Source organism: Bradyrhizobium sp. Ai1a-2 (assembly GCF_000426245.1).
In the GTDB taxonomy this organism is placed as follows: Bacteria; Pseudomonadota; Alphaproteobacteria; order Rhizobiales; family Xanthobacteraceae; genus Bradyrhizobium.
Genome location: NZ_AUEZ01000010.1, coordinates 81,228 through 107,146, shown reverse-complemented (window position 1 = coordinate 107,146; position 25,919 = coordinate 81,228). Strand labels below are relative to the sequence as shown.

Below are 25,919 nucleotides of genomic sequence, written 5' to 3'. Positions count from 1 at the left end.
TTGATCACGTCCGGCCCCGCCGCGGTCGGCCAGTGTCCCATCAGGCGGCCGGCTTCACGTTGTGGTTGAGCCGGAACATGTTCGCCGGATCATAGGTCTTCTTGATGGACGCCAAGCGCTCGTAGCGCTCCGGCCCATAAATCGCCGCGGCGTCGGCCGCCTCATCCGGCGCGAGGTTGTTCACGCACCGCCGGTCGCCCTGCCAGGGCTTCATGCTGTCGAGCAGCTCGGCCACCGACCTCTTGAGTTGCTGCTCCTGCGACAGCGGACCAGCCGCGACGCCCAGCAGGCTGTACGGCAGGCCCCTGGTCGCTACGGCGTTGGGCACCGCCGGCTCCCGATCCCACGCCCCGCCCAGGGCACGCAGCTCGGCGATCACCAGGGTGGTGTCGGCGTCCGGACCGACGAGTTCGATCAGCTTGTCCTGCGCCTGCGCGGGGAACTCTCGCAGCATGATGCCCCGTTCGTAGTAGGGCACCGGGTCGGTCGGCTCGTTGTGGATCGATGCGACCTCGGCGTACGGCATGTCCCGCACCGTGTCCAAGACTGCAGGAGCTACCGCCCGCAGCGGCTCCACCATCCGCTCGCCGTCCGCGGTCGTGCCGTTGTAGGCGATCCGCACCGACACCAGAAACTTCCCACGCAGAGGCTCGGGCACTTCGGGCATCGCTGGCATCCGCATCACGGCGATCGACGTGACCATGCTCTCCGGCGTGCTCGGGTGCCAGGCGGTCCAGGCTCTCAGCACGTCGGCCGTCCGCTCACCGGGGAAGTAGATGCCGCCGGCGTAAAGGCGAGGCACCGCGAACAAGTCGAATTCCAGCGCGGTGACCACTCCGAAGTTGCCCTTGCCGCCGCGCAGCGCCCAGAACAGGTCGGGTTCGGACTCGGCGTCGACATGCCGCAGTTCTCCGTCCGCGGTCACCAGGTCGAGCGAGCGCACATGGTCGGCGGCATAGCCGTGGGAGCGGCCGAGGGTCGGGCTGAGACCGCCGCCCAGGGTGTAACCGGAGACTCCCACGGTGGGGTTCGACCCGTTCAGCGGGGCCAGCCCGGCCTTGGCCGCCTTCTCGACGACCTCGGACCATATCGCTCCGGCGCCGACCCGGGCCGTGCGGCCGACCGCATCGATGGCCACGTCATTCATCCGCCGGGTCGCGATCACGACCGCGCCGTGCGCCTGGCCGACTATCTGGTGACCGGTCGTCTTCACCAGGACCGGCCGATGCTGCCTTGCTGCGAAAGTAACGGCGGCCTGGACATCGGCGGCGCTCTCCGCCACCACGAACACCGCAGGCGCCAGTTCGTGATTCAGGTTGAAGACGGCGCATTCGTCGTCGTATCCCGCGTCGCCCGGCAGCAGAACCGAACCCGCGACCGCGGCCACGAGGGGCGCGATATCCTCCAGCAATATTGGCGGCAGAAACGAATCGCTGAAAGTCATGACATACATCCTGTTGCTAGTGCTGTGTCCGAAGCCAAGACACCTTGATCGCCACGAGCAGTTTGGCGGTCCTCGAGATCATCGGATCGACCAGTTTGCCGTTGATTAGGTCTTGCCAGCCCGCAATGCCGAGCGTGCAGGTGTGCAGGGAGACTGCGGCAAGCTGCTGTACCGCAGAGATTTCGTCCGGGGTTGCGCCATCATGCAATCACTCGACGATCAAGGCAGGTTTGAGAGCCACAGCCCGGGACAAATTGTAGAAGTTGGGCGAGGTCGCCATCACCGCCTCGTGGACCTCGGCGAACTGCTCCTTTGTGCCGCTGCCTTTGATACGGACGGTATAGCTGAGGGTCTCGTAGCCGGGCGGCACGGCAGGATCGATCCCGAGGAAGCCGCGAAGATCGATCTCGCCATCGGTTTCGATCGACAGGCTTGCGAGGGTGATTCCACGCACCGCGCACTGCGCGACGTATCCGACCGTCATGCAGGCGTTGAGCGCCGCGATCAGATGCTCCTGCGGATTGGCGAACTTGTTCGATCCGCCGAGTTCGCGGGGCTCGTCGATGTCGATCGAGAACCGGCGTGGCACCTTTTCTCCTCCGAGCTCATAACGCTCGATTTCGGCGCGGCTCCGCGTCTGACCCTGCCAGGTCGTGATGACGTGCCAGTTCGTCTTGCCTTTGCCAGGTTCGCGCTTGACGTGGTCGATCAGCGCAAACAGATCATCGACATTGATGCTGTTGACAACGGTGGGGTCGGCAGTCTTCGTTGATGCACCCACATGGGGCTCCTTTGCTTGGAGTTGGGTTGGCTGCGATCCGCGTTGTCTGCATTGATCGGTGCTGATGCATCGGCATCGCTCTGGTCGCTGGTACCAGCGAATAGATGCGTTGCGACTGTTTACAGAACAGTACCAAGATTGCCGATTTCGGCTGTACCAACGTGCGATGGCTGTCTTTCCCATCCACTCGGTGCGCGCTTGTGGCACCCCTAGCCATCGATGCTGTCCCGCCTTTCCAGATGATTCCGTTTCACCGTGAACACGTCCGTCGCGAACTGGGCGCGCTTTACGCGATGCACTTCCATGCTTTCGGTCACGACGCGAAGACTGGCTTCGTGCCAATCGACGTCCCACGCGTTAAGGGGCATTGCTTCCGCAATTGCAGTCCAGGCTGACTGCGTCGGCTACTGCGGCGATTCATTCTGGCCGTTTGGTCGGAACGTTGCCTCGCGGAATCTTCCTTCCTCGTTCATCACGCTGCGCCGACGAAAAACAGTCATCCATCTTTAATCGCTCAGTCACGTGATTGTCAGGGGCGGCACCTATTCGACGGCTCCATCACCTAGGGAGTGAATGAGATGTCGGGTAGCAAACATAAAAGTAACAACCAGCAAAATCGTCGCGAGTTTCTGCGCCTGCTCGGCGCTTCGGCCGCAACTGCCGCGTTGACGCGGAGCATCGAGCGTGCGCACGCGATTCCGGCCTTCAATCGTCACGGCACGATCGAGGATGTGAAGCACATCGTTGTTCTCATGCAGGAGAATCGCGCTTTCGATCACTACTTCGGCAGCATGCGCGGCGTGCGCGGCTTCAATGATCCGCGCGCGGTCAAGCTGCCTAACGGCAATCCGGTCTGGCAGCAGCCGAACGGCGCCGGCTCGGTGATGCCGTTCCGCGTCGACAACGCCGGCGGCGTCTACGTCGAGGACGTCGCCCATAACTGGAATGACGGCCAGAAGGCCTTTAACAAAGGCAATTACGACAAGTGGATCCCCAACAAGGGGACCACGACCATGACCCATATGAACCGCCAGGATCTTCCCTGGCACTACGCGCTGGCCGACGCCTTCACGATCTGCGATGCCTATTTCTGCTCGGTGATGGGGCCGACGGACCCGAACCGCTATTACATGTGGACCGGTTGGGACGGCAACGACGGCAAGGGCGGCGGCCCGGTCATCACCAATGCCGAAGCCGGTTACGACTGGTCGACCTTTCCGGAACTGCTTGAGAAGGCCGGCATCTCCTGGAAAGTCTATCAGGATATCGGCCTCGGCCTGACCGCGGCCGGCTTTTGGGGCTGGACCGAGAATCCGTGGATCGGCAATTACGGCGACAACTCGCTGCTCTATTTCCATCAGTACCAGAACGCGCAGCCCGGCAGCCCGCTCTATGAGAAGGCGCGGCGCGGCACCAACATCGCCAACGGCGGCAATTTCGAGAACTTGTTCGACATCCTGCGTAACGACGTCAGGAACGGCACGCTGCCCCAGGTTTCCTGGATCGCGGCGCCCGAAGCGTTCAGCGAGCATCCGAACTGGCTGCCCGGTCCCGGCGCCTGGTACGTCTCGAAGGTGCTCGACATCCTCACCTCCAATCCGGAGCTGTGGAGCAAGACCGTCCTGCTCATCAACTACGACGAAGGCGGCGGCTTCTTCGATCACGTGGTCGGCCCGTATCCGGCGATGTCATCGGCGTATGGCCAGTCGACCGTCGACGTCACCAGCGATCTCTTTGCCGGCGACAACAGCAATGTCGCAGGTCCCTACGGGCTCGGCGTCCGCGTGCCCATGATGGTCGTCTCGCCCTGGTCGCGTGGCGGGTTCGTCTGCTCCGAAGTGTTCGATCACACCTCGGTCATCAGGTTCATCGAGCAGCGCTTCCATCGCACCGCGCGCGGTCTGTTCGAAACCAACATCCCGGCCTGGCGGCGCGCGGTCTGCGGCGATCTCACCTCCGCCTTCAACTTCCGTTCGCCGAACGAAGGCCTGGCGCCGTTGCCGCCCACGGTTGCGCCGCCGGCGAGCGACATCAAGACCGGCGTCCGCTACGACAACTACCACCCGGTCCCGCCGACCAGGCCGGTCATGCCACAGCAGGAGCCCGGTGTGCGCCCGGCCCGTCCGCTGCCGTACAACCTGCGCGTCGACGGCAGCGCCGATGCGGCGAAGAAGTTCACGATCCGCTTCAGCAATCCGGGACAGGCGGGCGTCTGCTTCCACGTGCGGTCCGGCAACACCACGACCGGCCCGTGGAGCTACACGGTCGAGCAGGGCAAGTCGCTGCAGGGTGTCTGGGATCTTGCGGCGAGCGCCGGCCAGTATGACCTTTCGGTCTATGGACCGAACGGCTTCTTCCGCGGCTACAATGGCGGCGGCATCTCCGCCAGTGTCGCGCTCGTGGACATCGACTCGATCGACATCTGCAATGGTGACGACGGCGACGATCTGCGTGGTCTCATGATCGCGCTCACCAACAAGGGCGCGGGCTGCGTCGTGACGGTCGTCGACAACTATACCGGACGGAGCGAGCGGCATCGCCTGCAGCGCGGCCAGCGGATTGAAACGATGGTCCGCCTGCAGCAGACCCACGGCTGGTATGACCTGACGGCGACGGTCGATACCGACGCGGGCTTCAAGTGGCGACTCGCCGGTCACGTCGAGAGCGGCCGCCCCAGCATCAGCGATCCGGCCATGGGCCGTCCGGTGGCGAGCGGTTAGAGCGTTTTCGAGCGAAGTGGACACCGGTTCGCGTGAAGAAAACGCGTCAAAACAAGAATCTAGAGCATCGGTTCTGATTCCATCAGAACCGAAAATGCTCTAGCCGGTCTGATCCGACGAAACACAACAGCAAGGCGCCCGGGAGCCAACTCCCGGGCGTTCTGTTTCGCCTTCGTCGCTCTATTCTCCCGCGGCGCTTCCGGCCGGTCGGCGATCGTCGTGGGCGCCATAGAGAAAGCCGGGCCGCATCCTGCCGCTCTGCGCGGCATCATTGCCGGACGAGTGCGGACCAGCAACTCCGCCATCGGGAGGACCGATCGCGATGAGCTCGGCTGCTCCCCACGGCGTCTGTTCGACCAATTTGTAGCCCATCTCGCGCAGCAGCTTTGCGGTGTCAGGTGAGATCGCACGCGGCTCGTAGTCGAGTTCATCAGGCAGCCCTTGAAGATGGAGCCGGGGCGCATCGACGGCCTCCCGCGGCTCCATCCCGTGATCGATCATATTGAGCGCCGCCTCAAGCGTAATGGTGATGATCCGCGGGCCGCCCGGGCTGCCGAGCACAGCAAAGACCTTGCCGTTCCGGGTGATCAGCGTCGGGGCCATTGATGACAGCGGGCGCTTGTTCGGCGCGATGAGATTCGCCTGGTCCTGCACCAGACCGTACATGTTCGGCACGCCGCGCTTGATGGTGAAGTCATCCATCTCGTCATTCAGGACGAAACCAGTGCCCGGCGCCATCACCGCCGCGCCGAACAGACCGTTGAGTGTGTAGGTGACGGAAACAGCATTGCCGGCGTGATCGACCACCGAGTAGTGCGTGGTGTCGCCTTGTTCACGCGCCTCGAGTCCCGGCCGCACCGCCTCCGAAGGCGTCGCCTTGTCGGGCGGAATTTTGGCTCGGATGGCTGCCGCATAGTCCTTGGACAACAGCCGATCAACAGGATTTTTAACGAAATCGGGATCGCCCAAATACGTATTGCGGTCGAGATAAGCGTAACGCATGGCCTCGGCCATGACGTGGATCGAGGCAGCCGAGTGGAAGCCAAGCGCCGCCATGTCGTAGCCCTCGAGAACATTCAGGATCTCGCACAGCGTCGTGCCGCCTGAGCTCGGTGGCGGCGCCGCGGCGAAGACGTAACCGCGATAGGTACAGTGCAGCGGCTCCGTCTCGGTGATCTTGTAATGACCAAAATCATCGGCTGTCAGGATTCCGCCGCCCGCCTTCGAGGCAGCCTCGACCGCAGCCGGGATTCGGCCGGTGTAGAAGGCGTCCGGCCCGTCCTTGGCGATCGCTTCGAGCGTCACCGCCAGATCTGGCTGCACCAACCTGTCGCCCGGCTGGAGGTTGCTTCCGTCTTGCCGCAGAAAGATGCTTGCGACCACCGGGTCACTGTGAAACCGACTTGCCGCATAATCCATGATGTCGGTGTCACCGCGGGTCAGCACGAACCCATCGCGGGCAAGCCGGATCGCGGGCGCCATCACCTCGGCGCGCGACATCGTCCCATATTCGGTCAGGGCGGCATCCAGCCCCTTGACCGTGCCCGGGACAGCAACCGCCTTGTAGCCAAATCGGCTGGCACCCGGAATCGGATTGCCGCTGTCGTCGAGAAACATTTTTTCAGTCGCCGCGGCCGGCGCAGTTTCGCGAAAATTGATGAAGCGCTCGCGACCATCGATCAAATGCATCATCATAAACCCGCCGCCACCCAAATTGCCGCAACACGGGTTTACGACCGCCTCGGCATAGCCGACTGCGACAGCCGCATCGATGGCGTTGCCGCCAGCCTTCAGAATCTCCAGGCCTGCCTCAGACGCGAGGTGTTGCGAACTCACAACCATCCCATTCCGCGCCTCGAGCGCCAACGGCGTCGCCGCATGCGCCCCGCCCACCACCATAGCCAGGAACAAAGCTATCCATTGTATGTTAATCGTCATATAATTCCGGTACTGCGCAGCCCGCCTCGGGCGCACGCTCATCTGCATGAGCAGACGCCGTGATCGCACGTTTAGCAACCCTTAGACGGTTACGTTTGTCACGATCCAACATCCTCGCCCGGAGTTGAATGGGGGTGGCGTCAGCTAACGTCCGGCCTTGGACAGGTTGGCAAGGCTCGCCGCCAATTCATCGCTTCGAAAAGGTTTGGTGAGCCGCGCCAGATCCGGCGTGATGCCTTCGTTCTTGGCGTAACCTGACACGATGAGAACCTGAAGCTCGGGATAATTGGCGCGAAGAGTGCGGCCCAGATCCGTACCGCTCATGCCCGGCATGAGGTGATCTGTTACAAGCAGCGTCGGCCGAACCCCCTCCTCGACGCGTTGAAGCGCATCCTCGGCCGATCCGGCTTCGACAACGCGATATCCGAGTTCGCTAAGCATCTCGGCCGTGCTCATTCGAACGAGCGGTTCATCATCGACCAGCAGAGCTGTGCCGACAGCAGCAGGCCGCAGGTCTGGTTGAGGGTCGGTATCGATCGGCCCTGCAACCGCACGACTAACCGGCAACCACAACTCGACCGTGGTCCCGACACCTGGCGCACTCTGTATTGTCAGTGCTCCGCCCAGCTGCGACGCAAGGCCGTGGACCATCGAGAGGCCGAGACCAGTTCCTTGCCCCACGCCTTTGGTCGAGAAGAACGGTTCGATGGCACGGACGAGCGTCGATTCGTCCATCCCGACCCCGGTATCCGCGACCGAAATGCAGACATAGGCGCCCGGGTTCAATCTTGACCGGTGTGCGCCTTCAATGGTCTGGGCTTTGGCCGAGATACACAGCGCGCCCCCGTCGGGCATCGCATCCCGGGCGTTCACGCTGAGGTTCAGAATCGCCGCCATCTCGATCTGGTTGGGGTCGGCCATGGCCGCGGGAAGCGCTTCGGGCGCGTCCACCGTCACCTGGATTTGCGGTCCCGTCGTGCTCGAGACCAGATCTCCCATCTCGGCAACGAGGTGACGAATATTTACCGGGACCGCCTGAAGCGGTTGGCGACGCGCGAAAGCGAGAAGACGCTGAACCAACGTTTTCGCACGCTCAGCCGCTTGTGCTGCTCCGGCGATCAGACGATGCTCGCGCTCCCCTCCGATGCCTTTTCGCTGAAGCATGTCGAGCAGGCCGACAATCGGCGTGAGCAAATTGTTGAAGTCGTGCGCAACGCCTCCCGTGAGCTGGCCCATTGCCTCCATCTTCAGGGCCTGGCGCAAGGCTTCCTCGGCTTGTGCGAGCCGTGCCTGCTCCTCCAGACGATCCGTGATGTCGCGCCCCGTCAAGAACGCGCCGATCCGCGTGCCGTCCGCGGCGCGAAGGGTCTCGAACTTCATTTCGTAGACGCGCCGGTCATATTTGGGGTCGCCGAACTCCTCAATCGTCGCGAAAGTCTCGCCTCCCAGCGCCCGCTCCCACACTGCGACTGCCGCTACGAGATGCTCGGGCCGATCGGCAAGAAACTCCTGCAGCTTCTCTCCGATTTTTGGTCGCTTGCCATAGATGCGCTCATACGCATCCGCACAGGCCGCGTTGATGGCCAGCCAGCGATGGTTCAGATCAAGGGCTTGAATCTGCCCGTCGGTCGTTTCCACAATACTGGCAAGCAAGTGACGCTCGGCCGTGCGTTCGGCAACCCGCTCTTCAAGATTCGTATTCAGCTCCCTGTAACGTGCTTCGCTTGCGCGCAGCCGTGTCTCGGCCAGAACGCGTTCGGTCGTGTCGGAGACGATGCAAAGGACGCCTCCGACCGAGCCATCATCGTCGGGCACGGCCGAATAGGATACATCCCAGTAGCTGGTCTCGCCGTAACCGTGACGCTCGATGTAGAAGGGGCGATCCTTGGCGGCGAAGGTTTTCCCGGTTTGACGGACCCCGGCAAGGAGCGGTTCGAGATCGTCCCACAGTTCCTCCCAGTTCTCGATCGCCGGCCGACCGAGGGCGTGCGGATGCTTGTCGCCGATACCCGGTGCGTAGGCGTCGTTGTAGAGCGCAACAAAATCGGGACCCCAGAACAGCACAATCTGAGCCTGTGCGGCCAGCAGCATGCCGACCGTCGTCTTCAGCGCCTGAGACCAATGGGCAGGATGACCGAGCGGCGAGTCGGACCAGTCGAGGGAGCGCATCATTGCGCTCAGCTCGCCGCCGTCAGCGAGGAACCCCAAAGTGGTCGACTGCCGAGCAGCTTTCTCAGACAGCACTGGATCCTCGCGACGCGCTACATGGGCGTTCCGGCCGATCGCTGGTATCTCCATGACCGTAACGCCCTTTGGGGGCGATAATTCCCGACGCTGGCCTTGGTTCCACACCGGCGGACGGTCTGCTCGACCGCGGCCGCCATCGTGCTGGGGCCGACCCTGACGTCCAAGAGAAATTCGGGAGCCGAGCTTCTCGATGACCTCGACCACGGCATCGAAGCTGGTATCGAAAGCAGGTGGCACGAAGACAATTGAGCGACCACTCGCAAACAGGGCTGACACTTGTGCCAGTACGCCGCATACTCGCGCTGCTGTTGCAATCCGTTCAACGGCGCTTTCCCGACCGCACTTCGCTCGCAGCACGATGGTTACGAATCGATTCCCAGCCATAAAGAGAAAGCTATGGCCTTCATTCTCTGCCGGCAGCATTCTCGTCGGAACGCTCTTTTTTGCCGCATCGCTGACGCCGACACTGTTGCCACGGACATATTTGACGCAGGGCGTGCTTTCGGGATGCTCGCTTGCGGCCGGATACGGCATCGGCGTGTTTGGCGTTTGGCTTTGGGCCTATATGGAGCTCGCGCAACTCACCGGCCGCTCTCTGCGCGTCGTCAAGCTCGCCGCCGCCACCGCTGGCGCGATCGTTGCGATCAGCTCCCTCTGGCAGGCGGCGCAATGGCAGAATTCAATCCGTGTGTTGATGAAACTCGAGCCAGTCGACACGGTGTATCCGCTCGAGGTCAGCCTGATTGCGCTGACGGTTTTCGCAGTCCTGATCGCGCTCGCGCGGCTCTTTCGACTGACGCTTCGCTTTGTGGCGACAAGAGTCAATCGCTTCCTGCCAGGGCGGGTGTCTAACGTCATCGGCGTCATCGCAGCGGTTGCGCTGTTCTGGTCGGTCATCAATGGAGTTCTCTTCCGGACGTTCCTGCACGTCGCGGAGTCGTCCTTCCGGGAATACGACGCAATGATCGAGCCGGAGACTCGGCCGCCCACAGACCCTTTGAAGACCGGAAGCAGCGCTTCCCTGCTCGCCTGGGACAAGCTCGGGCGGCAGGGACGAGAGTTCATCTCCTCGGGGCCGACCAGCGAAGACATACGCACTTTGTCGGGCAAGCGAGCGCTCGCGCCCATTCGCGCCTATGTCGGATTGCGATCGGCGGACACGCTTGAGCGGCGCGCCAAGCTTGCGCTAGAAGAATTGAAGCGCGTCGGCGGTTTCGAACGATCCGTCCTTGTCGTGATAACGCCGACCGGCACCGGCTGGGTCGACCCGGCGGCGATCGACAGCGTCGAATATCTGCACAACGGTGACGTGGCGAGCGTCGCTCTGCAGTACTCCTATCTCGCCAGTTGGCTCTACCTGCTCGTGGATCCGGGCTACAGCGCTGATGTCGCGCGCGCCCTCTTCACGGAGATCTACGGATATTGGATCACGCTGCCCAAGGAGAGCCGGCCGAGGCTTTATCTCCACGGTATCAGTCTTGGCGCTGCGAATTCCGAACAGGCGACGGACCTGATCGAAGTGATGGGCGACCCCTTCAATGGCGCGCTCTGGAGCGGGCCGCCCTATTCGAGCAGGCTCTGGCGCTGGCTCACCGACCATCGCAATCCCGGATCGCCCGCCTGGCTTCCCCGCTTTCGCGATGGGTCGTTCGTGCGGTTCATGAACCAGCACGGAGAGGCCGCCGAGCGCCCAGGCCCGAATGCCCCGTGGGGGCCGGTGCGGATCGTCTACCTGCAATATGCAAGCGATCCGGCGACCTTTTTCGACTACCGCAGCCTCTATCGCGAGCCGGACTGGATGCGGCCGCCGCGCGGCCCGGACGTGTCGCCGCAATTGCGCTGGTACCCGATTGCAACTCTTTTCCAATTGATGCTGGACATGTTCATGGCGACCGAGGCGCCGATCGGCTACGGCCACGTCTATGCTCCGGCGCACTACATCGACGCGTGGATCGAGGTGACTGACGTTCGCGACTGGGCGCCGGAAGGAATCACGCGGCTGAAGCAGCACCTCTCCAAGCCGCACCTCGCCGCGGCTACCGAGTAACACGGCCCCATCCCGAGCGGGCCAGAGCTACAACAACATCAGATTGCGGCTTGCGACACGCGGTCGAAGAAGTACAGCCGGTCGGGATTCAGCGCGAGGCGAAGCCGGTCGTGGACTTTCGCTTTCACGGTCGGCTCCACTGCGGCCACCATCATGTTGGGGCCGACCCTCACATCAAGGAGGATCTGGGAGCCGAGCTTCTCGATGACCTCGACCACGGCATCGAAGCTGAGGTCCGCCGTGTCACTGCCGGACGCGACGCGCAGATCCTCCGGCCGGATGCCAAGCGTGACCTTCCCCCCCACATGCTGCCGGAGCCGGTCCGCGATGGCGGCCGGCAGCTTGAGGCGGATGCCCTCATGGCGGGCCCAGAGCGCGCCGTCAGTGTCGGCCATTTCCACCGTCGCGAAGTTCATGGCGGGGGAGCCGATGAAGCCTGCGACGAAGCGGTTGGCGGGCTCGTTGTAGAGCTCGAGCGGCTCGCCCACCTGCTGAACGAGACCATCCTTCATGACGACCACGCGATCGCCAAGCGTCATCGCTTCGACCTGATCATGAGTGACGTAGATTGCGGTGGTGCCGAGGCGATCGTGGATCTTCTTGATCTCCACCCGCATCTGGATGCGCAGCTTGGCGTCGAGGTTCGATAGCGGCTCGTCGAACAGAAACACCTGCGGATGTCGAACGATGGCGCGGCCCAGGGCGACGCGCTGCCGCTGGCCGCCGGAGAGCTGCCGCGGCTTGCGTTGCAACTGCTCCTCGATGCCAAGAATCTCGGCCGCGGCCTTCACGCGGCTGGCGATCTCGGTGCGATCGAACCCGCGCATCTTCAGGCCGAAGGCCATGTTGTCGTAGACGCTCATGTGCGGGTAAAGGGCGTAGTTCTGGAACACCATGGCGATGTCGCGGTCCATCGGGGGCAGCTCGTTGACGATGCGGTCGCCGATCAGGATCTCGCCTGAGGTGATGGTTTCGAGCCCGGCCACCATGCGGAGGGTGGTCGTTTTGCCGCAGCCCGAGGGACCCACAAGCACCACGAATTCCTTGTCGTGAATCTCAAGATTCACGTCCTTGACGGCATGGACCCCGTCAAACCTCTTGTTCAAATTCCGGATGATGACCCGAGACATGGCCAACCCTTTGGCTCACCGTCACCCTTTGACGGAGCCGGTGATGCCGGCGACGTAGTACTCGACAAAGAACGAATAGATTAGCGCCACCGGCACCGAACCGAGAAGGGCGCCGGCCATCAGCGAGCCCCAGTAGAACACGTCGCCGCGGACAAGCTCCGAGGTGATGCCGACGGCGACCGTCTTCTGCTCCGGCGAGGACAGGAAGACGAGGGCATAGATGAACTCGTTCCACGACAGCGTGAAGGCGAAGATTCCGGCTGACAGGATACCCGGCACGGCGACCGGGAAGACGATGTAGACCATCGCCTGCCAGCGCGTCGCGCCGTCGATCCGGGCGCATTCCTCGAGCTCGCGCGGGATCGCCTTGAAGTAACCCATCAGCAGCCAGGTGCAGAACGGAATGAGGAAGGTCGGGTATGTGAGAACGAGCGCCCAGGGCGTATCGCCGAGGCGGAAGTTGCGGATGATATCGGCGAGCGGAATGAACAGCAGCGTCTGCGGCACGAGATAGGTGATGAAGATTCCGGTGCCGAGGCTGCCGGCGAACGGAAATTTGAGCCGGGAAAGCGCGTAGCCGGCGAGGAGCCCGCAGAACAGCGAGATCACCGTGGCCAGCACCGAGATGAAGAAGGTGTTCAGCATCCATCTGCTGAACAGCGTTTCGTCCAGGAGGTACCGGATATGGTCGAGGGTCGGATTGAGCGTCCAGAACGGCGTGTAGTTCGGCGCCATCCACGGACGATAGAGCTCGGCGTCCGGCCGCACCGTCGTGACCATCATCCAATAGAACGGGAACAGCAGCCCGACCACGAACAGCACGAGCGGGAGATTGAAGAAGACCCAACGACGCCAGCGCGCACCCTCTATCATCAGTGTGTCTCCACGCGGCGGATATAGAGGAGCTGCACGACGACGACGATAAGCAGCACCGGGAACATCGCGAGCGATATCGCCGCGCCCTCGCTCAAGAGACCCGTGCCGACGCCGACCTGATAGGCATAGGTGGCGAAGAGCTGCGTGGCGTTGGCCGGTCCGCCGCCGGTCAGGATATAGACGAGCTGGAAATCGGCGAACGTCTGGATTACCGAGAACAGCACGACGACCATGGTAACCGGCAGCAGCAAAGGCCAGGTGATGTAGCGGAAACGCTGCCAGGGCCGCGCGCCGTCGATCGCGGCCGCCTCGGCCAGTTCCGGGTTGATGGTCTGCAATCCAGCGAGCAGGCTGATTGCGTAGAACGGCACGCCGCGCCAGACATTGACGATCATCACCGAGATCAGCGCAAGTTGGGGGTCGCCCAGCCAATTGATGCGGGTGCGGATGATGCCGAGGTGAAAGAGCGTCCAGTTGATGACGCTGAAGGTCGGATCGAACATCCACTTCCACGCAAAGGTCGAGAGCACGGTCGGGATGATGAAGGGCAACAGGATGAAGGCGCGGGTCAGCGCCTTTGCCCTGAAATGGCGATTGAGCAACAGGGCAAGCCACAAGCCGAGCGCCAGCTTGAAAACGGTGGTCACCGCCGTGTAGAGGATCGTGTTCCAGACCGCGATGCGGAAGATGCTGTCGTTCATCAGCACTGCGAAATTCTGCAGTCCGACGAAGTTTCCGGGCACGCCGACCTTGGCGTCGGTCACCGCCAGCATCACGCCCTTGACGAAAGGATAGGCGATGAAGAGGCCGAGCAGCACCGCGGTCGGCAGCAGCAAGAAGAAAGCGAACCAGCGCTCGTTCTCAAGGACTCGCGTAACCGGCCCGCGCCGCGGCGCGGCCACATAGGGTCTTGCAGCGGCGACGGAGTCGATGACCATCGAGCGATTCTCCGAACGGCTGCCGGAGCGCTGCGGCCGCGGGCCGCAGCACCGGGGCGAGAGATCAAAACCTAGCGCGCGGAAGAAGAGGCATCAAGCGGCATAAATCCTCGCGACCTCGTCGTGCGCCCATTTCACCGCGTCTTGCGGCGGCATGCCCTGTATCGCCTTTGCCGTCATGTCGACCATGATGTACTTGCTGAGCACCTCAGCTGCGCGGCGGTCGGCCGGTCCGGCGTAGCCGGGGAAGCGTCCGGCCCGCGCCGCCGTCCGGAAGGGCAGCATCACGGGGTCCTTCTCCCAGAGCTTGTCCTGCTCCCAAACCGTGGTCGCTCCGACGGAGTAGCCCTGCTGGGAATCGAACCATGCCTGATAGACCGGTTTGGAGGTGATCCAGCGCAGGAACTCCTTGCCGGCCTTCTGGTCCTTCACATACTTCATCAGCATGTTCGACATCGGCAGGTGATAGCCGAACTGGCCGGCGTTCCCCTTGGGCAGCGGCGCGTGCAGGATGTCTTGCCACAGCGGGGCGCCGGTTTCGGTCAGATAGACCTGGGGCTTGCGCTTGGCCTCGATATAGATCGAGGCGCCGTTTAATGTGCTGCTGATCGTGCCGGCGAGGAAGGCCCGGTTGTTGCTGGTGTCGTCCCAGGCGAGCCCACCCTCGTCATAAGCGTCGTTCCAGAAGCCGACGGCGAACTTGACGGAATCGACCGTCGCGCTGGAGTTCAGCACCACCGTCCTGCCGCCCGCTTCGACCTCCTTGCCGCCCCATGACCAAAGATACGGATAGGCATAGGTCGGCGGATCGCCGAAGCTGTGGCCGACCGTCTGTCCCAGGGGCCGGCCCTTGGCCTTCAGCTTCTTGCCGGCTTCGCGATATTCCTCCCAGGTCTGCGGGAACTTTGGCGCGTCGTACCCGATCTCCGCGAACCAGGACTTGCGGTACGCCAACTGCGCGCCGAGCACGCACCAGGGGACCGCGATCCATTTCTTACCGTCATTGGCGACGACGCGTGATTCCTCGTAGAAGCCGCCCTGCGCCTGGCCGATCTCCTCTGCCACATCGCTGACGTCGATGACGCTCTCGGGATAGAGCTGCGCCCAGTTGTTGAGCGCGCAGATTACATCCGGACCGGTGCCCGACTGAATCGCGGAAGTGGTGCGTGCCTGGATGTCATTGCCGTTGATCATCTCGATGTTGAGCTTGATGCCGAGCGCCTTGACGCATTCGGGAACGATCACCTTGCGAAGCACGTCATCCGAGGCAGGAACGAAATCGTTCCAGCGCAGCCAGTGAATCGTCGTTGCCTGTGCGTAGGCGGGCGCCTGCTTCAGGGCAAGAATTGACGCTAATCCCCCAGTCCTCGCCGCAACTGCACCACCGCCGGAAAGCTTAAAAAGCTCACGCCGACTTATGCGAGCCATGACCTGTCCTCCCTGTTATGTCGTAGGTTGAATTCTCCTCTTTGCATGCAGACGTCACCCAAAGACTCGGGCTTGAGACTTGAGCTCGAGACCTGAGCTCGAGACTTAGGCTTAAGACTTGGGCTTGAACAACTGTCGATACTAGCACGCCTGTCCAATTTCGATAACGGCGTGGCGAGGCGGAAGCCCGCCCGAACCGGCTCCAGACCGGGACAGCGTCGGCTCTGCCGGGTAACCTTTTGCACCGCACCGTTCTGGCAATCCATGCGTCGCTTCCGCCCAGGCGCGGCGTAGCGCACCTTCCTTACCGACATGAAGAATGCCCTGTGCTATGATGGGGGGGTCCACGATGGAGCGGTCCCATGCGCGCACTTGAAGTGTTCGTGATCTATGTGGCGCCCTTCTTGATCATCGGGATCATCGCCAAGGTCCTGATGAAGCGAAGCAGCGTCGATCTTCCCGACGTGCAGGCGCAGGCGGGAGCAAATCGCAGACCGCGCAAGGTTTTCCTGTTGGGAGGCTGGCGCAACGAAAGTTGATGTTGCCCGTTCCATCTCCTTCAAGAGCTGCAGCGCAAAAAAATTGCGGTGGCGCGAGAGGCCGGCCGCGTGTATAAGCCGGTAGCTTCTTCGGTAGCTTGAAGAGGCTCATATGAACGACTTGCATGGATGGCTCTCGCAGCAGCACCATGGCTTGCGAACCTTCCGAAACTTCCAGCAACAACTTGACGCGCTAGTAAGGAACGAGCCCGGGCAGCAGGCTTTGTGCCGGCTGCTGAGCGATCTCGTCGGCGGCTATATCGAGGCCTTTGATGAAGAGCCTCTGCCCGTTGATGTCGCGGACCATGCCTATCAGCGTCTGCTTGACCTGGTTGGAAGCCTCGATCTTCAGGGCAATGCCGATCGCCGCCTGGCCGACATCAATCGCGTGGCGGCGTTCGACCTGCTGCATTGATCGCAGATCGCCGCTCGACTGCCAGACCAGAGCTTCGGTTCTGATTGAATCAGAACCGACCACTTCGCTCGAAAACGCACTAATCCTCGTCGCTGAACAACCTGATCCTTGGCGTCCCGACGCTTACCGGCTCGGCCTCGAGGATACGTGACCGTTCGGTGTCTTCCCTCACGCTACGCTCGACGTCGCGCAATTCGTCCTCGCGCGGCTCGCGGATGCGGCGACGCTCGGTCCATTGCTGACGGCGCTCCGCTTTGCGCCGCTCCTCGGCGCGGCGGGCGTCGCGCTTGGATTCGGCGTCGCGCGGTTTTGTCTGCACGTCACCGGAAGAAATGGTCGAAGCGCGCGCCGTGGCTTGCGCCGGCGGCTGTGCGTTGACCGCTGGTTGAGCGGCAGAGCGCTCGGGCTCGCTCGGCGCTGCGGCGGCTTGAGCGGTGTTGGTTTGCGACGCCGGCTCCGCTTGCTGCGGCGTCGTTTGCGGCGCCGGATTAACGGTCACCGGGGTGGTCGCGGCGGCCTGGGTCGCGGCGAGATAAGATACCGGCTCAGCCGGGGCATTCGATGTGGCGACAGGCCCCGTGTTGCGCTGATCGAGCTTTGTCAGCCGCTCTGCGCCGGGCCTTGGCTGATGTGGGCTCATGATGTCGGCAATCACCATGCCGCCGCCCAGACCTGCCGCGATCGCGATGACCACAGTTCCCACACCCGCAAAAAAAGCGGTCGTTGTGCGCATGACAGGCTCCCTCTCGTCCGCCGCAGGCAACGTGCGAGCGGAAGCGATGTTCCTGTGGAACGCTCGAGGGGAAAGCTGGCGCGGCGAAGCGCAACGCCGCTGATCGAGGAGATTAAAAAGTGCGAGGGCGCAAGTGGCGCGCCGCTCAGATCATCGCGGCAACTTTTTCCAAGCCGATGATGCGGGCGAGCGAGCGGACTTCGTTCTTCTGGTCTTCGCGCAACTGGAACAGGAGCGGCATTGCCGCCGATTTCAATTGCTGCACTTCTTCGGAGTCCGGATCGATCGGTACGCCGGTCGCGTTCGGGTCGGTCTGGCGCTTCTGGTGGATCTTGCGGGCGACGGCGCGGAGCGCGGTCTCAACCGCAGGCCAATAATATTCCTGCGACGAGGTCAGCTTCAGCCGGTCCTTGATGCCGGCGATCTGCGCGTCGCTGAGCAGCGCGTAGTTCTTCTGCAGCGCGGGCTTGGCAACAGCCTTCGGCTTGGCGGGCGCCGGCGTGGCCGGCTGGGCGGTTGCCGGCTGGTTCGCTGGCGGCTCAGTCAATTTCGGCAGGCCGACATCGGCCGGGTCGGTCGAGGCATAGGCCTGGCGCAGCGAGGCCGTGAGCTCCGGAATGGCGGCCTGGGCCTGGGCCTGAAGCTGAGCCTGCGCCGGGGTCTGCGGCTGCGGCTCATAGGCGGGGAGCGCGTAGGCCACCACCGCAAGGCGGTCCTTCTTGCTCTCCTTGTTGGAGACGGGATGAGCGGGCGCTGTCTCCTCCGCAACATTGCGCGGCATCGGCACACTGTCACGGCTCAAAATGCTGGTGGCGGCGACGCCAACCAGAAGGAAGCAGGTCAGCGCGATGATGGTAATGGCCCTGGTCAACGACGTCTCCATCCCGGCCCGACTTCCCTTGAAACTGAACGACAATTGCGGCGTTAGCATGCCCTCTAAACCGCTAAGGCGCGGAAAAGGCGAAAAAATCGTATCCAAACAAGCGAAGGTCAGGCCGCGGCGGCCAGCTCATAGGCTTCCTGGATGTCGGCGACGATGTCATGGGCCTCGAACAGCGCAGACCCCGATACCGAATGCAGGCTGATGGTCCAGTTGGTCCGGCGGGTGCGGGGCATGCTGACGATGTCGAATTCGACGTTGCGACAGAGCGGATGGCGCTGCAGCGCGCGGCGGACGCGAGCCCGGAGCTCATCGCGGGTGGCGGGGGTTTTGGTGAGAAAAGCCTCAAGCAGCACGTCGCATCCCCTCAAATCCTGCGCCAGCGCGGCCGAGGCGGCGGGCTGTCCTGCGCGGGCTATTGTTGGGACGAACGTGGTTAATGCCGGGTTAAATGGGGAACATGGGGGACGGCAGGACAGGTAACAGCTAGGAGAGCGCGATATGCTGCGCCGCTGAACGATATTCCTCGACCGTCCGCGCCACCAGTTCGTCCACCGCCAGGACATCCGTCACGCCGGAGACCGAATGGCCGGCGCTCCAGACGTCACGCCAGCGCTTGGGGCGGCTTTCGCGGGCACCGATGTCGATATCCTTGCCGATGTCGATGGCCCCGCGCTGCGGCAGGTTATCGGGATCAAGGCCGGCCGCTTCGATCGACGGGCGCAGCATGTTGGTCTGCAAGCCGGTGAAGGCGGTGGTAAGCAGGATGTCGTCGGCGCCGGTTGCGACCAGCATCTGCTTGTAGCTGATATCCGCCATGCTCTCGCGCGTGGCGATGAATTTGGTGCCCATGTAAGCGAGATCGCAGCCGAGCGCTTCGGCGGCGCGGAGCGCATGGCCGTCGCAGATGCCGCCGGCGAGTACGATCGGACCATCGAAGAAGGCGCGGACCGCGCGCACGAACACGAACGGATTGAGCCAGCCGGTCTGCCCGCCCGCGCCCGCGGTGAGCAGCACCAAACCGTCGGCGCCGGCTTCGACCGCGCGCTCGGCGTGGCGGATCGAGGCGACGTCGGCGAACACCAGTGCGCCGGCGCCGTGCAGCGGCGCCAGTACAGGCGCCGGCGAGCCGACCGAGGTGATGACCATCTCCGGCTTGTGACGCAACAACACATCCAGATCCTGCTGCAGCCGCGCGTTGGAGCGGTGCACGATCAGGTTCGGACAGATCGGCGCAGCTGCCTTGCCGCTCGCCTCGGAATGGCGCTGCAAGCGAGTCTCGATCTCACTCAGCCACTGATCGAGCTGTTCCGTCTCGCGGCAATTCACCGTGGGGAACGAGCCGATCACGCCATTGCGGCAGGCGGCTGTCACCAGCTCGACTCCGGAGACCAGAAACATCGGCGCCGCGATCAGCGGCAGCGACAGACGTTCGCGAAAGCGCGAGCGAAAGTTGTTCGACAGCAAAGCGTTTCTTTCCTCTCCCGGCTTGAGCCGCTTCGTTGTTGTGCTAGCGTCACCGTCAACATTGGCACGAAGAGATGCCAGACACAAAATCGACAGGGAGACATTCTTCAGATGAGCGATCCGCTCCATGCGTTTCCACCGGCGTGCGCGCAGACGCTGCAGGCGCTGGCGCGCTATCCGTCGCGCACCGCCTTCAGCTGGCCGGGCGGCTCGATCACCTACCAGGGCGCCACCGACCTGATCGGGCGAATGCAGAACGTGTTCATGCGACTCGGCTTCGCGCCCGGCACGCGTGTCGCACTGCTGACCGCAAACCGTGCCGACACCTGGTGCGCCGGCGTCGCCGCGCAGCTCGCACGACTTGCCATCACCTCGCTGCATCCGCTGGGATCGCTGGACGATCAGCTGTTCCAGATCGAGGATTCGGGCGCCGAGATGCTGATCATCGATGCCGCGACCTTCCGCGACCGCGGCGGCGATCTCGCAGCGAAGGCCGCAGGCATCAAAACCGTGTTCACGCTCGGCCCCGCCGATTACGGCATCGACCTGTTGCAGGCGATCGAGCAGGCGGGGCACGCCACGGCGCGGCGCCTCGCCCGGCCGGACGACATCGCGACGCTGAACTACACCGGCGGCACCACCGGCAAATCCAAGGGCGCGCTGCGCCATCACCACGAAAATGGTGGCCTCGCCGGCGCGATCCTCGCCGCTTTCGAAATCCCCGACACGCCGCGCTATCTCACGGTGGCGCCGATCAGCCACGTCGCCGGGACGAAGGTGCTGCCGACGCTGATGCGCGGCGGCACCGTACACATGCTCAAGGGTTTCGATCCCGAGGCCGTGCTCAAGACCATCGAACGGGAGAAGATCAACTTCACGCTGCTTGTGCCGACCATGATCTATGTGCTGCTCGATCATCCCTTGCTGGACAAGACCGATCTCTCCTCGCTCGAACTGTTGCTTTATGGCGCTTCGGCGATGTCGCCGAGCCGGCTGGTCGAAGGCATCGAGCGGATCGGGGCGGTCTTCTCGCAGCTGTACGGCCAGACTGAATGCTACCCGGTCTCGGTGCTGCGCAAGGCCGACCACGATCCGAAGACGCCCGAGCTGTTCCTGTCGTGCGGCTTCCCTATCGCGGTCTGCGACGTGAGGATCCTGAACGACAATGACGAGGAGGTCGGAACCGGCGAGCCCGGCGAGATTTGCGTGCGCGCGCCGCAGGTGATGGCGAAATATTGGAAGCGGCCGGACATCACCGCGGAGACGCTCAAGAACGGCTGGCTGCATACCGGCGACATCGCCCGGGCCGACGAGCGCGGCTACATGTACATCCTCGACCGCAAGAAGGACATGATCGTCTCAGGAGGCTTCAACATCTTCCCGCGCGAGGTCGAGGATGTGCTGTCGCAGCATGCGGACGTGGCGATGGTCGCGGTCGTCGGCGTGCCCGACGACAAATGGGGCGAAGCGGTCACCGCCGTCATCGTCGCCCGCGCCGGCGCGCGGCCGGATGCGGACGAGCTGATCAACCTGGTGAAAGCGAAGAAAGGCTCGGCGCACGCGCCGAAGCAGATCCGCTTCGTGAAGGAATTGCCGATGACCGGCGTCGGCAAGGTCGACAAGAAGGTGCTGAAGGCAGGCTTCTGGTCCGGCCGCGACCGGATGGTGGGGTGATGCGTTCGCGCCCCGGCATTGTTGATCGGCGCGCGGCGCATCGCTATCCGCCGTCATTGCGAGGAGCGAAGCGACGAAGCAATCCATCTCTCCGCAAGTGGAGGCATGGATTGCTTCGCTGCGCTCACAATGACGGGGAGAGAAGCCCCGATATTCACCGCAGCAATTGATCAAGCCGATCGCGCAGCTGGTCCTGGTGATAGGGCTTCGCCAGTCGCGGCAGGTCGACCTGCACGCCGTCGGGCAGTTCGGCATAGCCGGTGGCGAGCAGGATCGGCAGCGACGGACGCACTTTTCGGGTGGCGGCGGCGAGTTCGAGCCCGGTCATCCCGGGCATGACGTGATCGGTCATCATCAGGTCGAGCGGCTCGTCGCTGCGGAGGATGTCGAGCGCGTGCAGGCCTGACGTGGCGCCGATCACGCGGTGGCCGAGATCCTCCAGCATCTCCGTGGTCGACATCGCGATCAAGGGATCGTCGTCGACGAACAGTATCACCGCGGCGCGCTTGAGCTTTCGTGCCGGCGGCGCCGGGCTGGCTGCTTCCGCCAGCGCCGTCGCAACCGGCAGCATCAGCGTTGCAGTGGTGCCGTGACCTTCGATGCTCGAGAGCTGCAGCGTGCCGCCGAGCTGCACGGCGAGCCCATGCACCATCGACAATCCGAGCCCGGTGCCCTTGCCGAGCGGCTTTGAGGAGAAGAACGGCTCGATCGCGCGCTTCAGGATCTCCGGCGACATGCCGGTGCCCGTGTCGATCACCGACAGGTTGAGATAGCTGCCCGGCAGGAGCGCCGGATCCTTCGCGGCCTGATATTCCGACACCTTGACGTCGATTGCGCCGCCATCGGGCATCGCATCGCGCGCGTTGATCGCGAGATTGAGGATCGCGAGCTCGAGCTGGTTGGCGTCGATCCTTGCCGGCGGCAGACCTTCCGGCAAGTCAAGGTGCAATGCGATCCGCGGCCCCAGCGAGCGCTCGAGCAGATTACTCATGCCCTGGATCAGCGCGCGCAGATCGACCGGCTCCACGCGCAGATCCTGCTGGCGGGCGAAGGCGAGCAGCCGTTGCGTCAGCGACGCGCCGCGCTCGGCACCCTGCATTGCACCGTCGATGAGACGATGCAGGCGCTGGTCGCTCGGCAGGCGCTTGCGCAGGAGTTCGAGATTGCCCATCACCGCCATCAGGAGATTGTTGAAGTCATGGGCGATGCCGCCGGTGAGCTGGCCGATGGTCTCCATCTTCTGCGCATGGCGCAGCTGCTCCTGCGCCTTTTCGCGCGCGGCGACTTCTTTCAGGAGGTCGTCGGTGCGCTGCTCGACGCGCTGCTCCAGCGTCGCGGTCAGTTCCGAAAGCGCGGTGCGCTCGGCTGCCAGCTGCGCCAGCAGGTTTTCGCGCTCGATCTCGGCGGTCTTGCGCAGGGTGATGTCGGAGCAGACGCCGACCAGCGATTTGAGGCTGCCATCTGGGCGCCGCACGGCGCGGGCGCGCACGTCGAGCCAATGCTGGGAGCCGTCCGGCCAGATCACCCGGTATTCGATCGCGTAGTGCTTGCTGGTGCGGATGCTTTGCTCCAACACGGCAAGTCGCCGCTCGCGGTCGTCGGGATGTACGGCGTCGAGGAGTTGCTGGTAGGTGAACGGCTCGCTCGCACGGCGCCCGAAATAGGTCTTGCAGATGTCCGAGGCCTCGAGCTCGAATTCCGGCAAATGCAATTCAAGCGCGCCGAGCTGGCCGGCATTGAGCGCGGTCTGCAGCAGGCTCTCGCTTTCGGTGAGGTCTTCGAGGATGGCGCGCGTCTGGTACTGGCGGCGCCGGCCACGCACCGCCGAGCCGACGATGCTCGCAAGCGTGGTGGGATGAAACGGGCGCTCGATGAAGGTCACGTTGCCCAGGATCTTGCCGAGCCGCACCGCGCCGGGATCGCGTTCGGGGCTGCCGCCCTGGGTCAGAAGCACGATCGGGAAATCCGACCATGCCGGCTGATCGTTGAGCCATCGCGTCAGGCCGGTCAAATCCGCACCCTTGATCGCGTCGTCGGCGATCACGGCGAGGCCCGCGCCATTTGCGATCTCGCGCCTCAGCGCGGCGAGGTCATTGCAGATGTTGGCATAGTAGCCGGCGTCTCGGACCAGGCTGGCAGTCTCGACCGCTTCACGCTCGGTCGAAGCAAGGACCACCGCACGCTCGGAGGAAGGACCCGGCCTCACAGCACACTCCGGTTGGGAAAAAGCTTGGCTGCAATACGATAGCAAGCGCCGACGGCTGACACTTGCCTGGCAAGCGTCAGTCCGCCGGCGGCTAAATCAACACACGTCATGATAGCCCTCAACGAGGGCCAAACTCGTCCGGCATCGAAGCGTTCCAAGGCGAGGCAGCGATTTTTCGTCGCGCGTCAGATCATGTTCGAGCGAAGCGGATACCGGTTCGCGTGAAGAAGGCGTGTCAAAACAGGAATATGCTCTAACGCTTCTCGATCACCAGGCTCTGCACGGCCCGGCCGAAATAGCCGCGCTCGTCAGCGAGCCGCGACATCGCAAGCCCTGCCCCATCGGGACCGACCCAGCTTTCGCCGTCAAGCAGGATCCACTCGCCGACCGGTTGTCGCGCCAGGCTCACGGTGAGGTCGGCATTGATGAAGGTCCACTCCCGGAAATCGAGCGAGGACGAGGTGCCGTTACTGAAATCGGCGGCGACCACCGCGCGCATCGCCTGCGACACCGGCGATCCCGCGATCAGCGGCCGGTCGACGCGAAACCAGATCGCGGCAGGACCAACCATGCCGAAGCGGCCGCGTGCGGCGCGCATCGAGATGCATGACGTGAACGGACTGCCGGCGTTATCGGCAGGCTCGAACATCGATTGATCGGGGCCGGGAAGCCCCAGCGGCAGATCAACGACATCAGGCGGCAATGCCTGCGCCTGCGACTTGATCCGGAGCACGGAGGCCGCGACAACAGGCACACCTTCGGCCAGGAGCCGCACGCCGCAGAGCTGGATCTTGCGGCCCTCGCGCAAGATCTCGGTGTCGATTGTGAGCGGCGCGACCGGCACCGGCCGCATCAGGTCGATGGTGATGCGCGCGATCTGCATCGGCACCGGCGTGGGCAGGGACTCCGCGGCCCACACCACCAGCGCCGCAGGCGCGGAACCGTGCTGCATCTGCGGATGCCAGGGGCCGGCGGCATCGGGACTGGTGACGACCTTGTTGCCGTCGACGCGAAAGATAGGGTCCATGACATCAGGGCCTATTTGGTGCCGAACATGCGATCACCGGCATCGCCGAGGCCAGGCAGGATATAGCCGTGGTCGTTCAACCGCTCATCGATGGCCGCGGTCCACAGCGGCACATCGGGATGCTCCTGCTGAAAATGCGCGATGCCCTCGGGGGCGGCCAGCAGGCAGACGAAGCGGATGTCGCGAGCGCCACGCTTCTTCAGGAGGTTCGCGCCGGCGACGGCGGAATTGCCGGTCGCGAGCATCGGGTCCATCAGGATCGCGGTGCGGTCCGCCAGATCGTGCGGCGCCTTGAAGAAATATTCCACCGCTTCCAGCGTGTCGGGATCGCGATAGAGCCCGATATGCGACACCCGCGCCGACGGCACCAGCGCGAGCATGCCGTCCAGGAAGCCGACACCAGCGCGCAGGATCGGCGCGAAGGTCAGCTTCTTGCCCGCGATCATCGGCGCCTGCATCGGCATCAGCGGCGTCTCGATGTCGACCAGCTCGAGCGGCAGGTCGCGCGTCACCTCGTAGCAGAGCAGCATGCCGACCTCGTTCACGAGTTCCCGGAAACTCTTGATCGAACGGTCGCGCTCGCGCATCAGCGTCAGCTTGTGCTGCACCAGCGGATGGTTGACGACGTTGACGGCGGCGGCGCTCATGGCGGTATTTGTCGCACAGGCATCACGGGCGCATCAAGGGTTCGTGACGCCGCGCCGAAGTACCAAACCCGTTATCGCCGGGGTTATCCCCACGCCTTGGACGGGCCGTCAAATCCATCTAGAGCGTTTTCGAGCGAAGTGGACACCGGTTCGCGTGAAGAAAACGCGTCAAACCAAAAACCTAGAGCTTCGGTTCTGATTCCACCAGAACCGCAACTGCTCTAGATAGGACGACCGCGATCGGCTCGGAGCGCACCGTGAAGCTTTTCATGTTCTATATCGGCGGCAACTGCCGCAATTCGAACGTCGAACTCCACGACGTGCGCTTTTCGGTCGGAGCGCGCGCGGAGGATTGCCACGACGATCTGCGCAGGCAGTGGTGGGGCGATCCCGACAGCCTGCATCTAGATTGCTGGGGCGCCGTCGAGCAAGCCGATGGATACGATGTGCGGCTAGCGGCGGACGGACCGGACCAGGGCGCCGACCGATTGTTCTTCGTCAATCTCGGCGGCTACGATGGGCGCGAGTTCGCCGAACTGCACAAGAACGTCCTGATCGTGGCGGCGGATGCTGGCGCGGCCAAGGCCAAGGCGCTGGCGCAGGTGAGGAACTGGACGGAGCCGCACAAGGACAATCTGTTCGAAGTCGAGAAGGCCGTCGATGTCACCGCATCGATGCAGACTTACGGATTTTTCCTGCAGCTCGCCAAGGCCACAAGCGAGAAGCCGTTCGCATTCACTTGCGAGTATTTGCCGATCGCTTAGAGCGTTTTCGAGCGAAGT

The 25,919-nt window shown here is 63.4% G+C and carries 21 protein-coding genes; 6 read left to right on the top strand and 15 right to left on the bottom strand.

All coding sequences use genetic code 11. From position 1 onward, the window contains the following. Positions 1-40: 40 nt before the first annotated feature. On the bottom strand, positions 41-1,444 hold the full coding sequence (locus tag K288_RS0109970) for an FAD-binding oxidoreductase (RefSeq protein ID WP_043159568.1): 1,404 nt from the start codon (positions 1,442-1,444) through the stop codon (positions 41-43). A 208-nt stretch (positions 1,445-1,652) separates the two neighbouring features. Then, on the bottom strand, positions 1,653-2,225 hold the full coding sequence (locus K288_RS0109960; protein WP_027579415.1) for an OsmC family protein: 573 nt from the start codon (positions 2,223-2,225) through the stop codon (positions 1,653-1,655). Positions 2,226-2,803: 578 nt separating this feature from the next. On the opposite strand from K288_RS0109960, the gene K288_RS0109950 reads away from it, so the two are divergent. After that, the gene (locus K288_RS0109950; RefSeq protein WP_043159553.1) at positions 2,804-4,945 is read left to right on the top strand and encodes a phospholipase C, phosphocholine-specific; all 2,142 of its coding nucleotides are present in this window, start codon (positions 2,804-2,806) and stop codon (positions 4,943-4,945) included. Between the two features lie 180 nt (positions 4,946-5,125). Here K288_RS0109950 and ggt read toward each other — a convergent pair whose 3' ends face one another. Next, positions 5,126-6,787: a gamma-glutamyltransferase gene (gene ggt / locus K288_RS0109945; RefSeq protein ID WP_249762034.1), complete on the bottom strand. Its 1,662-nt coding sequence runs from the start codon at positions 6,785-6,787 to the stop codon at positions 5,126-5,128. Positions 6,788-7,027: 240 nt separating this feature from the next. After that, complete coding sequence (locus tag K288_RS0109940) at positions 7,028-9,181, bottom strand: ATP-binding protein (RefSeq protein ID WP_084799534.1); 2,154 nt, start codon at positions 9,179-9,181, stop codon at positions 7,028-7,030. 307 nt (positions 9,182-9,488) lie between these two features. Between K288_RS0109940 and K288_RS45140 the strand changes: the two genes are divergently transcribed. Then, positions 9,489-11,177 (top strand): alpha/beta-hydrolase family protein, encoded by a 1,689-nt coding sequence (locus K288_RS45140; protein ID WP_043159552.1) that lies wholly within the window; start codon positions 9,489-9,491, stop codon positions 11,175-11,177. 38 nt (positions 11,178-11,215) lie between these two features. On the opposite strand, the gene ugpC is transcribed toward K288_RS45140, so the two are convergent. The 4 genes from ugpC to K288_RS0109910 form a co-directional block, all read right to left on the bottom strand. Continuing rightward, positions 11,216-12,307 (bottom strand): sn-glycerol-3-phosphate ABC transporter ATP-binding protein UgpC, encoded by a 1,092-nt coding sequence (gene ugpC, locus K288_RS0109925; protein ID WP_027579411.1) that lies wholly within the window; start codon positions 12,305-12,307, stop codon positions 11,216-11,218. A 21-nt stretch (positions 12,308-12,328) separates the two neighbouring features. Further along, entirely contained in the window at positions 12,329-13,180 is an 852-nt protein-coding gene (locus K288_RS0109920; RefSeq protein WP_027579410.1) for a carbohydrate ABC transporter permease, read from the bottom strand. Beyond that, a complete protein-coding gene (locus K288_RS0109915) occupies positions 13,180-14,121 on the bottom strand; it encodes a sugar ABC transporter permease (RefSeq protein ID WP_027579409.1) in 942 nt (313 codons plus the stop codon). The genes K288_RS0109920 and K288_RS0109915 overlap by 1 nt, the downstream gene beginning before the upstream one ends. A gap of 93 nt (positions 14,122-14,214) precedes the next feature. After that, the gene (locus tag K288_RS0109910) at positions 14,215-15,549 is read right to left on the bottom strand and encodes an extracellular solute-binding protein (protein ID WP_027579408.1); all 1,335 of its coding nucleotides are present in this window, start codon (positions 15,547-15,549) and stop codon (positions 14,215-14,217) included. Positions 15,550-15,911: 362 nt separating this feature from the next. Between K288_RS0109910 and K288_RS54050 the strand changes: the two genes are divergently transcribed. Next, positions 15,912-16,088 (top strand): hypothetical protein, encoded by a 177-nt coding sequence (locus K288_RS54050; protein WP_201449654.1) that lies wholly within the window; start codon positions 15,912-15,914, stop codon positions 16,086-16,088. A 112-nt stretch (positions 16,089-16,200) separates the two neighbouring features. Further along, complete coding sequence (locus K288_RS54665; RefSeq protein WP_084799533.1) at positions 16,201-16,503, top strand: hypothetical protein; 303 nt, start codon at positions 16,201-16,203, stop codon at positions 16,501-16,503. A gap of 79 nt (positions 16,504-16,582) precedes the next feature. Here the strand turns inward: K288_RS54665 and K288_RS0109895 are convergent, their stop codons facing one another. The 4 genes from K288_RS0109895 to K288_RS0109880 all read right to left on the bottom strand — a co-directional run bounded on the left by K288_RS0109895 (position 16,583) and on the right by K288_RS0109880 (position 19,580). After that, on the bottom strand, positions 16,583-17,236 hold the full coding sequence (locus tag K288_RS0109895; RefSeq protein ID WP_027579406.1) for a hypothetical protein: 654 nt from the start codon (positions 17,234-17,236) through the stop codon (positions 16,583-16,585). A gap of 145 nt (positions 17,237-17,381) precedes the next feature. Then, positions 17,382-18,107 (bottom strand): hypothetical protein, encoded by a 726-nt coding sequence (locus K288_RS0109890; protein ID WP_027579405.1) that lies wholly within the window; start codon positions 18,105-18,107, stop codon positions 17,382-17,384. Positions 18,108-18,226: 119 nt separating this feature from the next. Further along, positions 18,227-18,472, bottom strand: coding sequence for a hypothetical protein (locus K288_RS0109885; RefSeq protein WP_027579404.1), 246 nt, complete (start codon positions 18,470-18,472; stop codon positions 18,227-18,229). 130 nt (positions 18,473-18,602) lie between these two features. Next, a complete protein-coding gene (locus tag K288_RS0109880) occupies positions 18,603-19,580 on the bottom strand; it encodes a nitronate monooxygenase (protein ID WP_027579403.1) in 978 nt (325 codons plus the stop codon). A 114-nt stretch (positions 19,581-19,694) separates the two neighbouring features. Here K288_RS0109880 and K288_RS0109875 point away from each other — a divergent pair, with 114 nt between their 5' ends. Then, on the top strand, positions 19,695-21,257 hold the full coding sequence (locus K288_RS0109875) for an AMP-binding protein (protein ID WP_027579402.1): 1,563 nt from the start codon (positions 19,695-19,697) through the stop codon (positions 21,255-21,257). 154 nt (positions 21,258-21,411) lie between these two features. Here the strand turns inward: K288_RS0109875 and K288_RS0109870 are convergent, their stop codons facing one another. The 3 genes from K288_RS0109870 to upp form a co-directional block, all read right to left on the bottom strand. Then, on the bottom strand, positions 21,412-23,463 hold the full coding sequence (locus tag K288_RS0109870; protein ID WP_027579401.1) for an ATP-binding protein: 2,052 nt from the start codon (positions 23,461-23,463) through the stop codon (positions 21,412-21,414). Between the two features lie 253 nt (positions 23,464-23,716). After that, positions 23,717-24,490, bottom strand: a complete 774-nt coding sequence (locus K288_RS0109865) for a thioesterase family protein (RefSeq protein WP_027579400.1) — start codon at positions 24,488-24,490, stop codon at positions 23,717-23,719. 11 nt (positions 24,491-24,501) lie between these two features. Beyond that, entirely contained in the window at positions 24,502-25,137 is a 636-nt protein-coding gene (upp, locus tag K288_RS0109860; RefSeq protein ID WP_027579399.1) for a uracil phosphoribosyltransferase, read from the bottom strand. A 257-nt stretch (positions 25,138-25,394) separates the two neighbouring features. Between upp and K288_RS0109855 the strand changes: the two genes are divergently transcribed. Then, positions 25,395-25,901, top strand: a complete 507-nt coding sequence (locus K288_RS0109855; protein WP_027579398.1) for a DUF1543 domain-containing protein — start codon at positions 25,395-25,397, stop codon at positions 25,899-25,901. Positions 25,902-25,919: the final 18 nt, after the last annotated feature.

Excerpts from the sequence above, each read along its gene's own strand:
- ugpC (WP_027579411.1), bottom strand. The coding sequence starts at position 12,307 with ATGTCTCGGGTCATCATCCGGAATTTGAACAAGAGGTTTGACGGGGTC.
- K288_RS54050 (WP_201449654.1), top strand. The coding sequence starts at position 15,912 with ATGCGCGCACTTGAAGTGTTCGTGATCTATGTGGCGCCCTTCTTGATC.
- K288_RS0109950 (WP_043159553.1), top strand. The coding sequence starts at position 2,804 with ATGTCGGGTAGCAAACATAAAAGTAACAACCAGCAAAATCGTCGCGAG.
- K288_RS0109920 (WP_027579410.1), bottom strand. The coding sequence starts at position 13,180 with ATGATAGAGGGTGCGCGCTGGCGTCGTTGGGTCTTCTTCAATCTCCCG.
- upp (WP_027579399.1), bottom strand. The coding sequence starts at position 25,137 with ATGAGCGCCGCCGCCGTCAACGTCGTCAACCATCCGCTGGTGCAGCAC.
- ggt (WP_249762034.1), bottom strand. The coding sequence starts at position 6,787 with ATGGTTGTGAGTTCGCAACACCTCGCGTCTGAGGCAGGCCTGGAGATT.
- K288_RS0109865 (WP_027579400.1), bottom strand. The coding sequence starts at position 24,490 with ATGGACCCTATCTTTCGCGTCGACGGCAACAAGGTCGTCACCAGTCCC.
- K288_RS45140 (WP_043159552.1), top strand. The coding sequence starts at position 9,489 with ATGGTTACGAATCGATTCCCAGCCATAAAGAGAAAGCTATGGCCTTCA.
- K288_RS0109875 (WP_027579402.1), top strand. The coding sequence starts at position 19,695 with ATGAGCGATCCGCTCCATGCGTTTCCACCGGCGTGCGCGCAGACGCTG.
- K288_RS0109910 (WP_027579408.1), bottom strand. The coding sequence starts at position 15,549 with ATGGCTCGCATAAGTCGGCGTGAGCTTTTTAAGCTTTCCGGCGGTGGT.
- K288_RS0109970 (WP_043159568.1), bottom strand. The coding sequence starts at position 1,444 with ATGACTTTCAGCGATTCGTTTCTGCCGCCAATATTGCTGGAGGATATC.
- K288_RS54665 (WP_084799533.1), top strand. The coding sequence starts at position 16,201 with ATGAACGACTTGCATGGATGGCTCTCGCAGCAGCACCATGGCTTGCGA.
- K288_RS0109895 (WP_027579406.1), bottom strand. The coding sequence starts at position 17,236 with ATGCGCACAACGACCGCTTTTTTTGCGGGTGTGGGAACTGTGGTCATC.
- K288_RS0109915 (WP_027579409.1), bottom strand. The coding sequence starts at position 14,121 with ATGGTCATCGACTCCGTCGCCGCTGCAAGACCCTATGTGGCCGCGCCG.
- K288_RS0109940 (WP_084799534.1), bottom strand. The coding sequence starts at position 9,181 with ATGGAGATACCAGCGATCGGCCGGAACGCCCATGTAGCGCGTCGCGAG.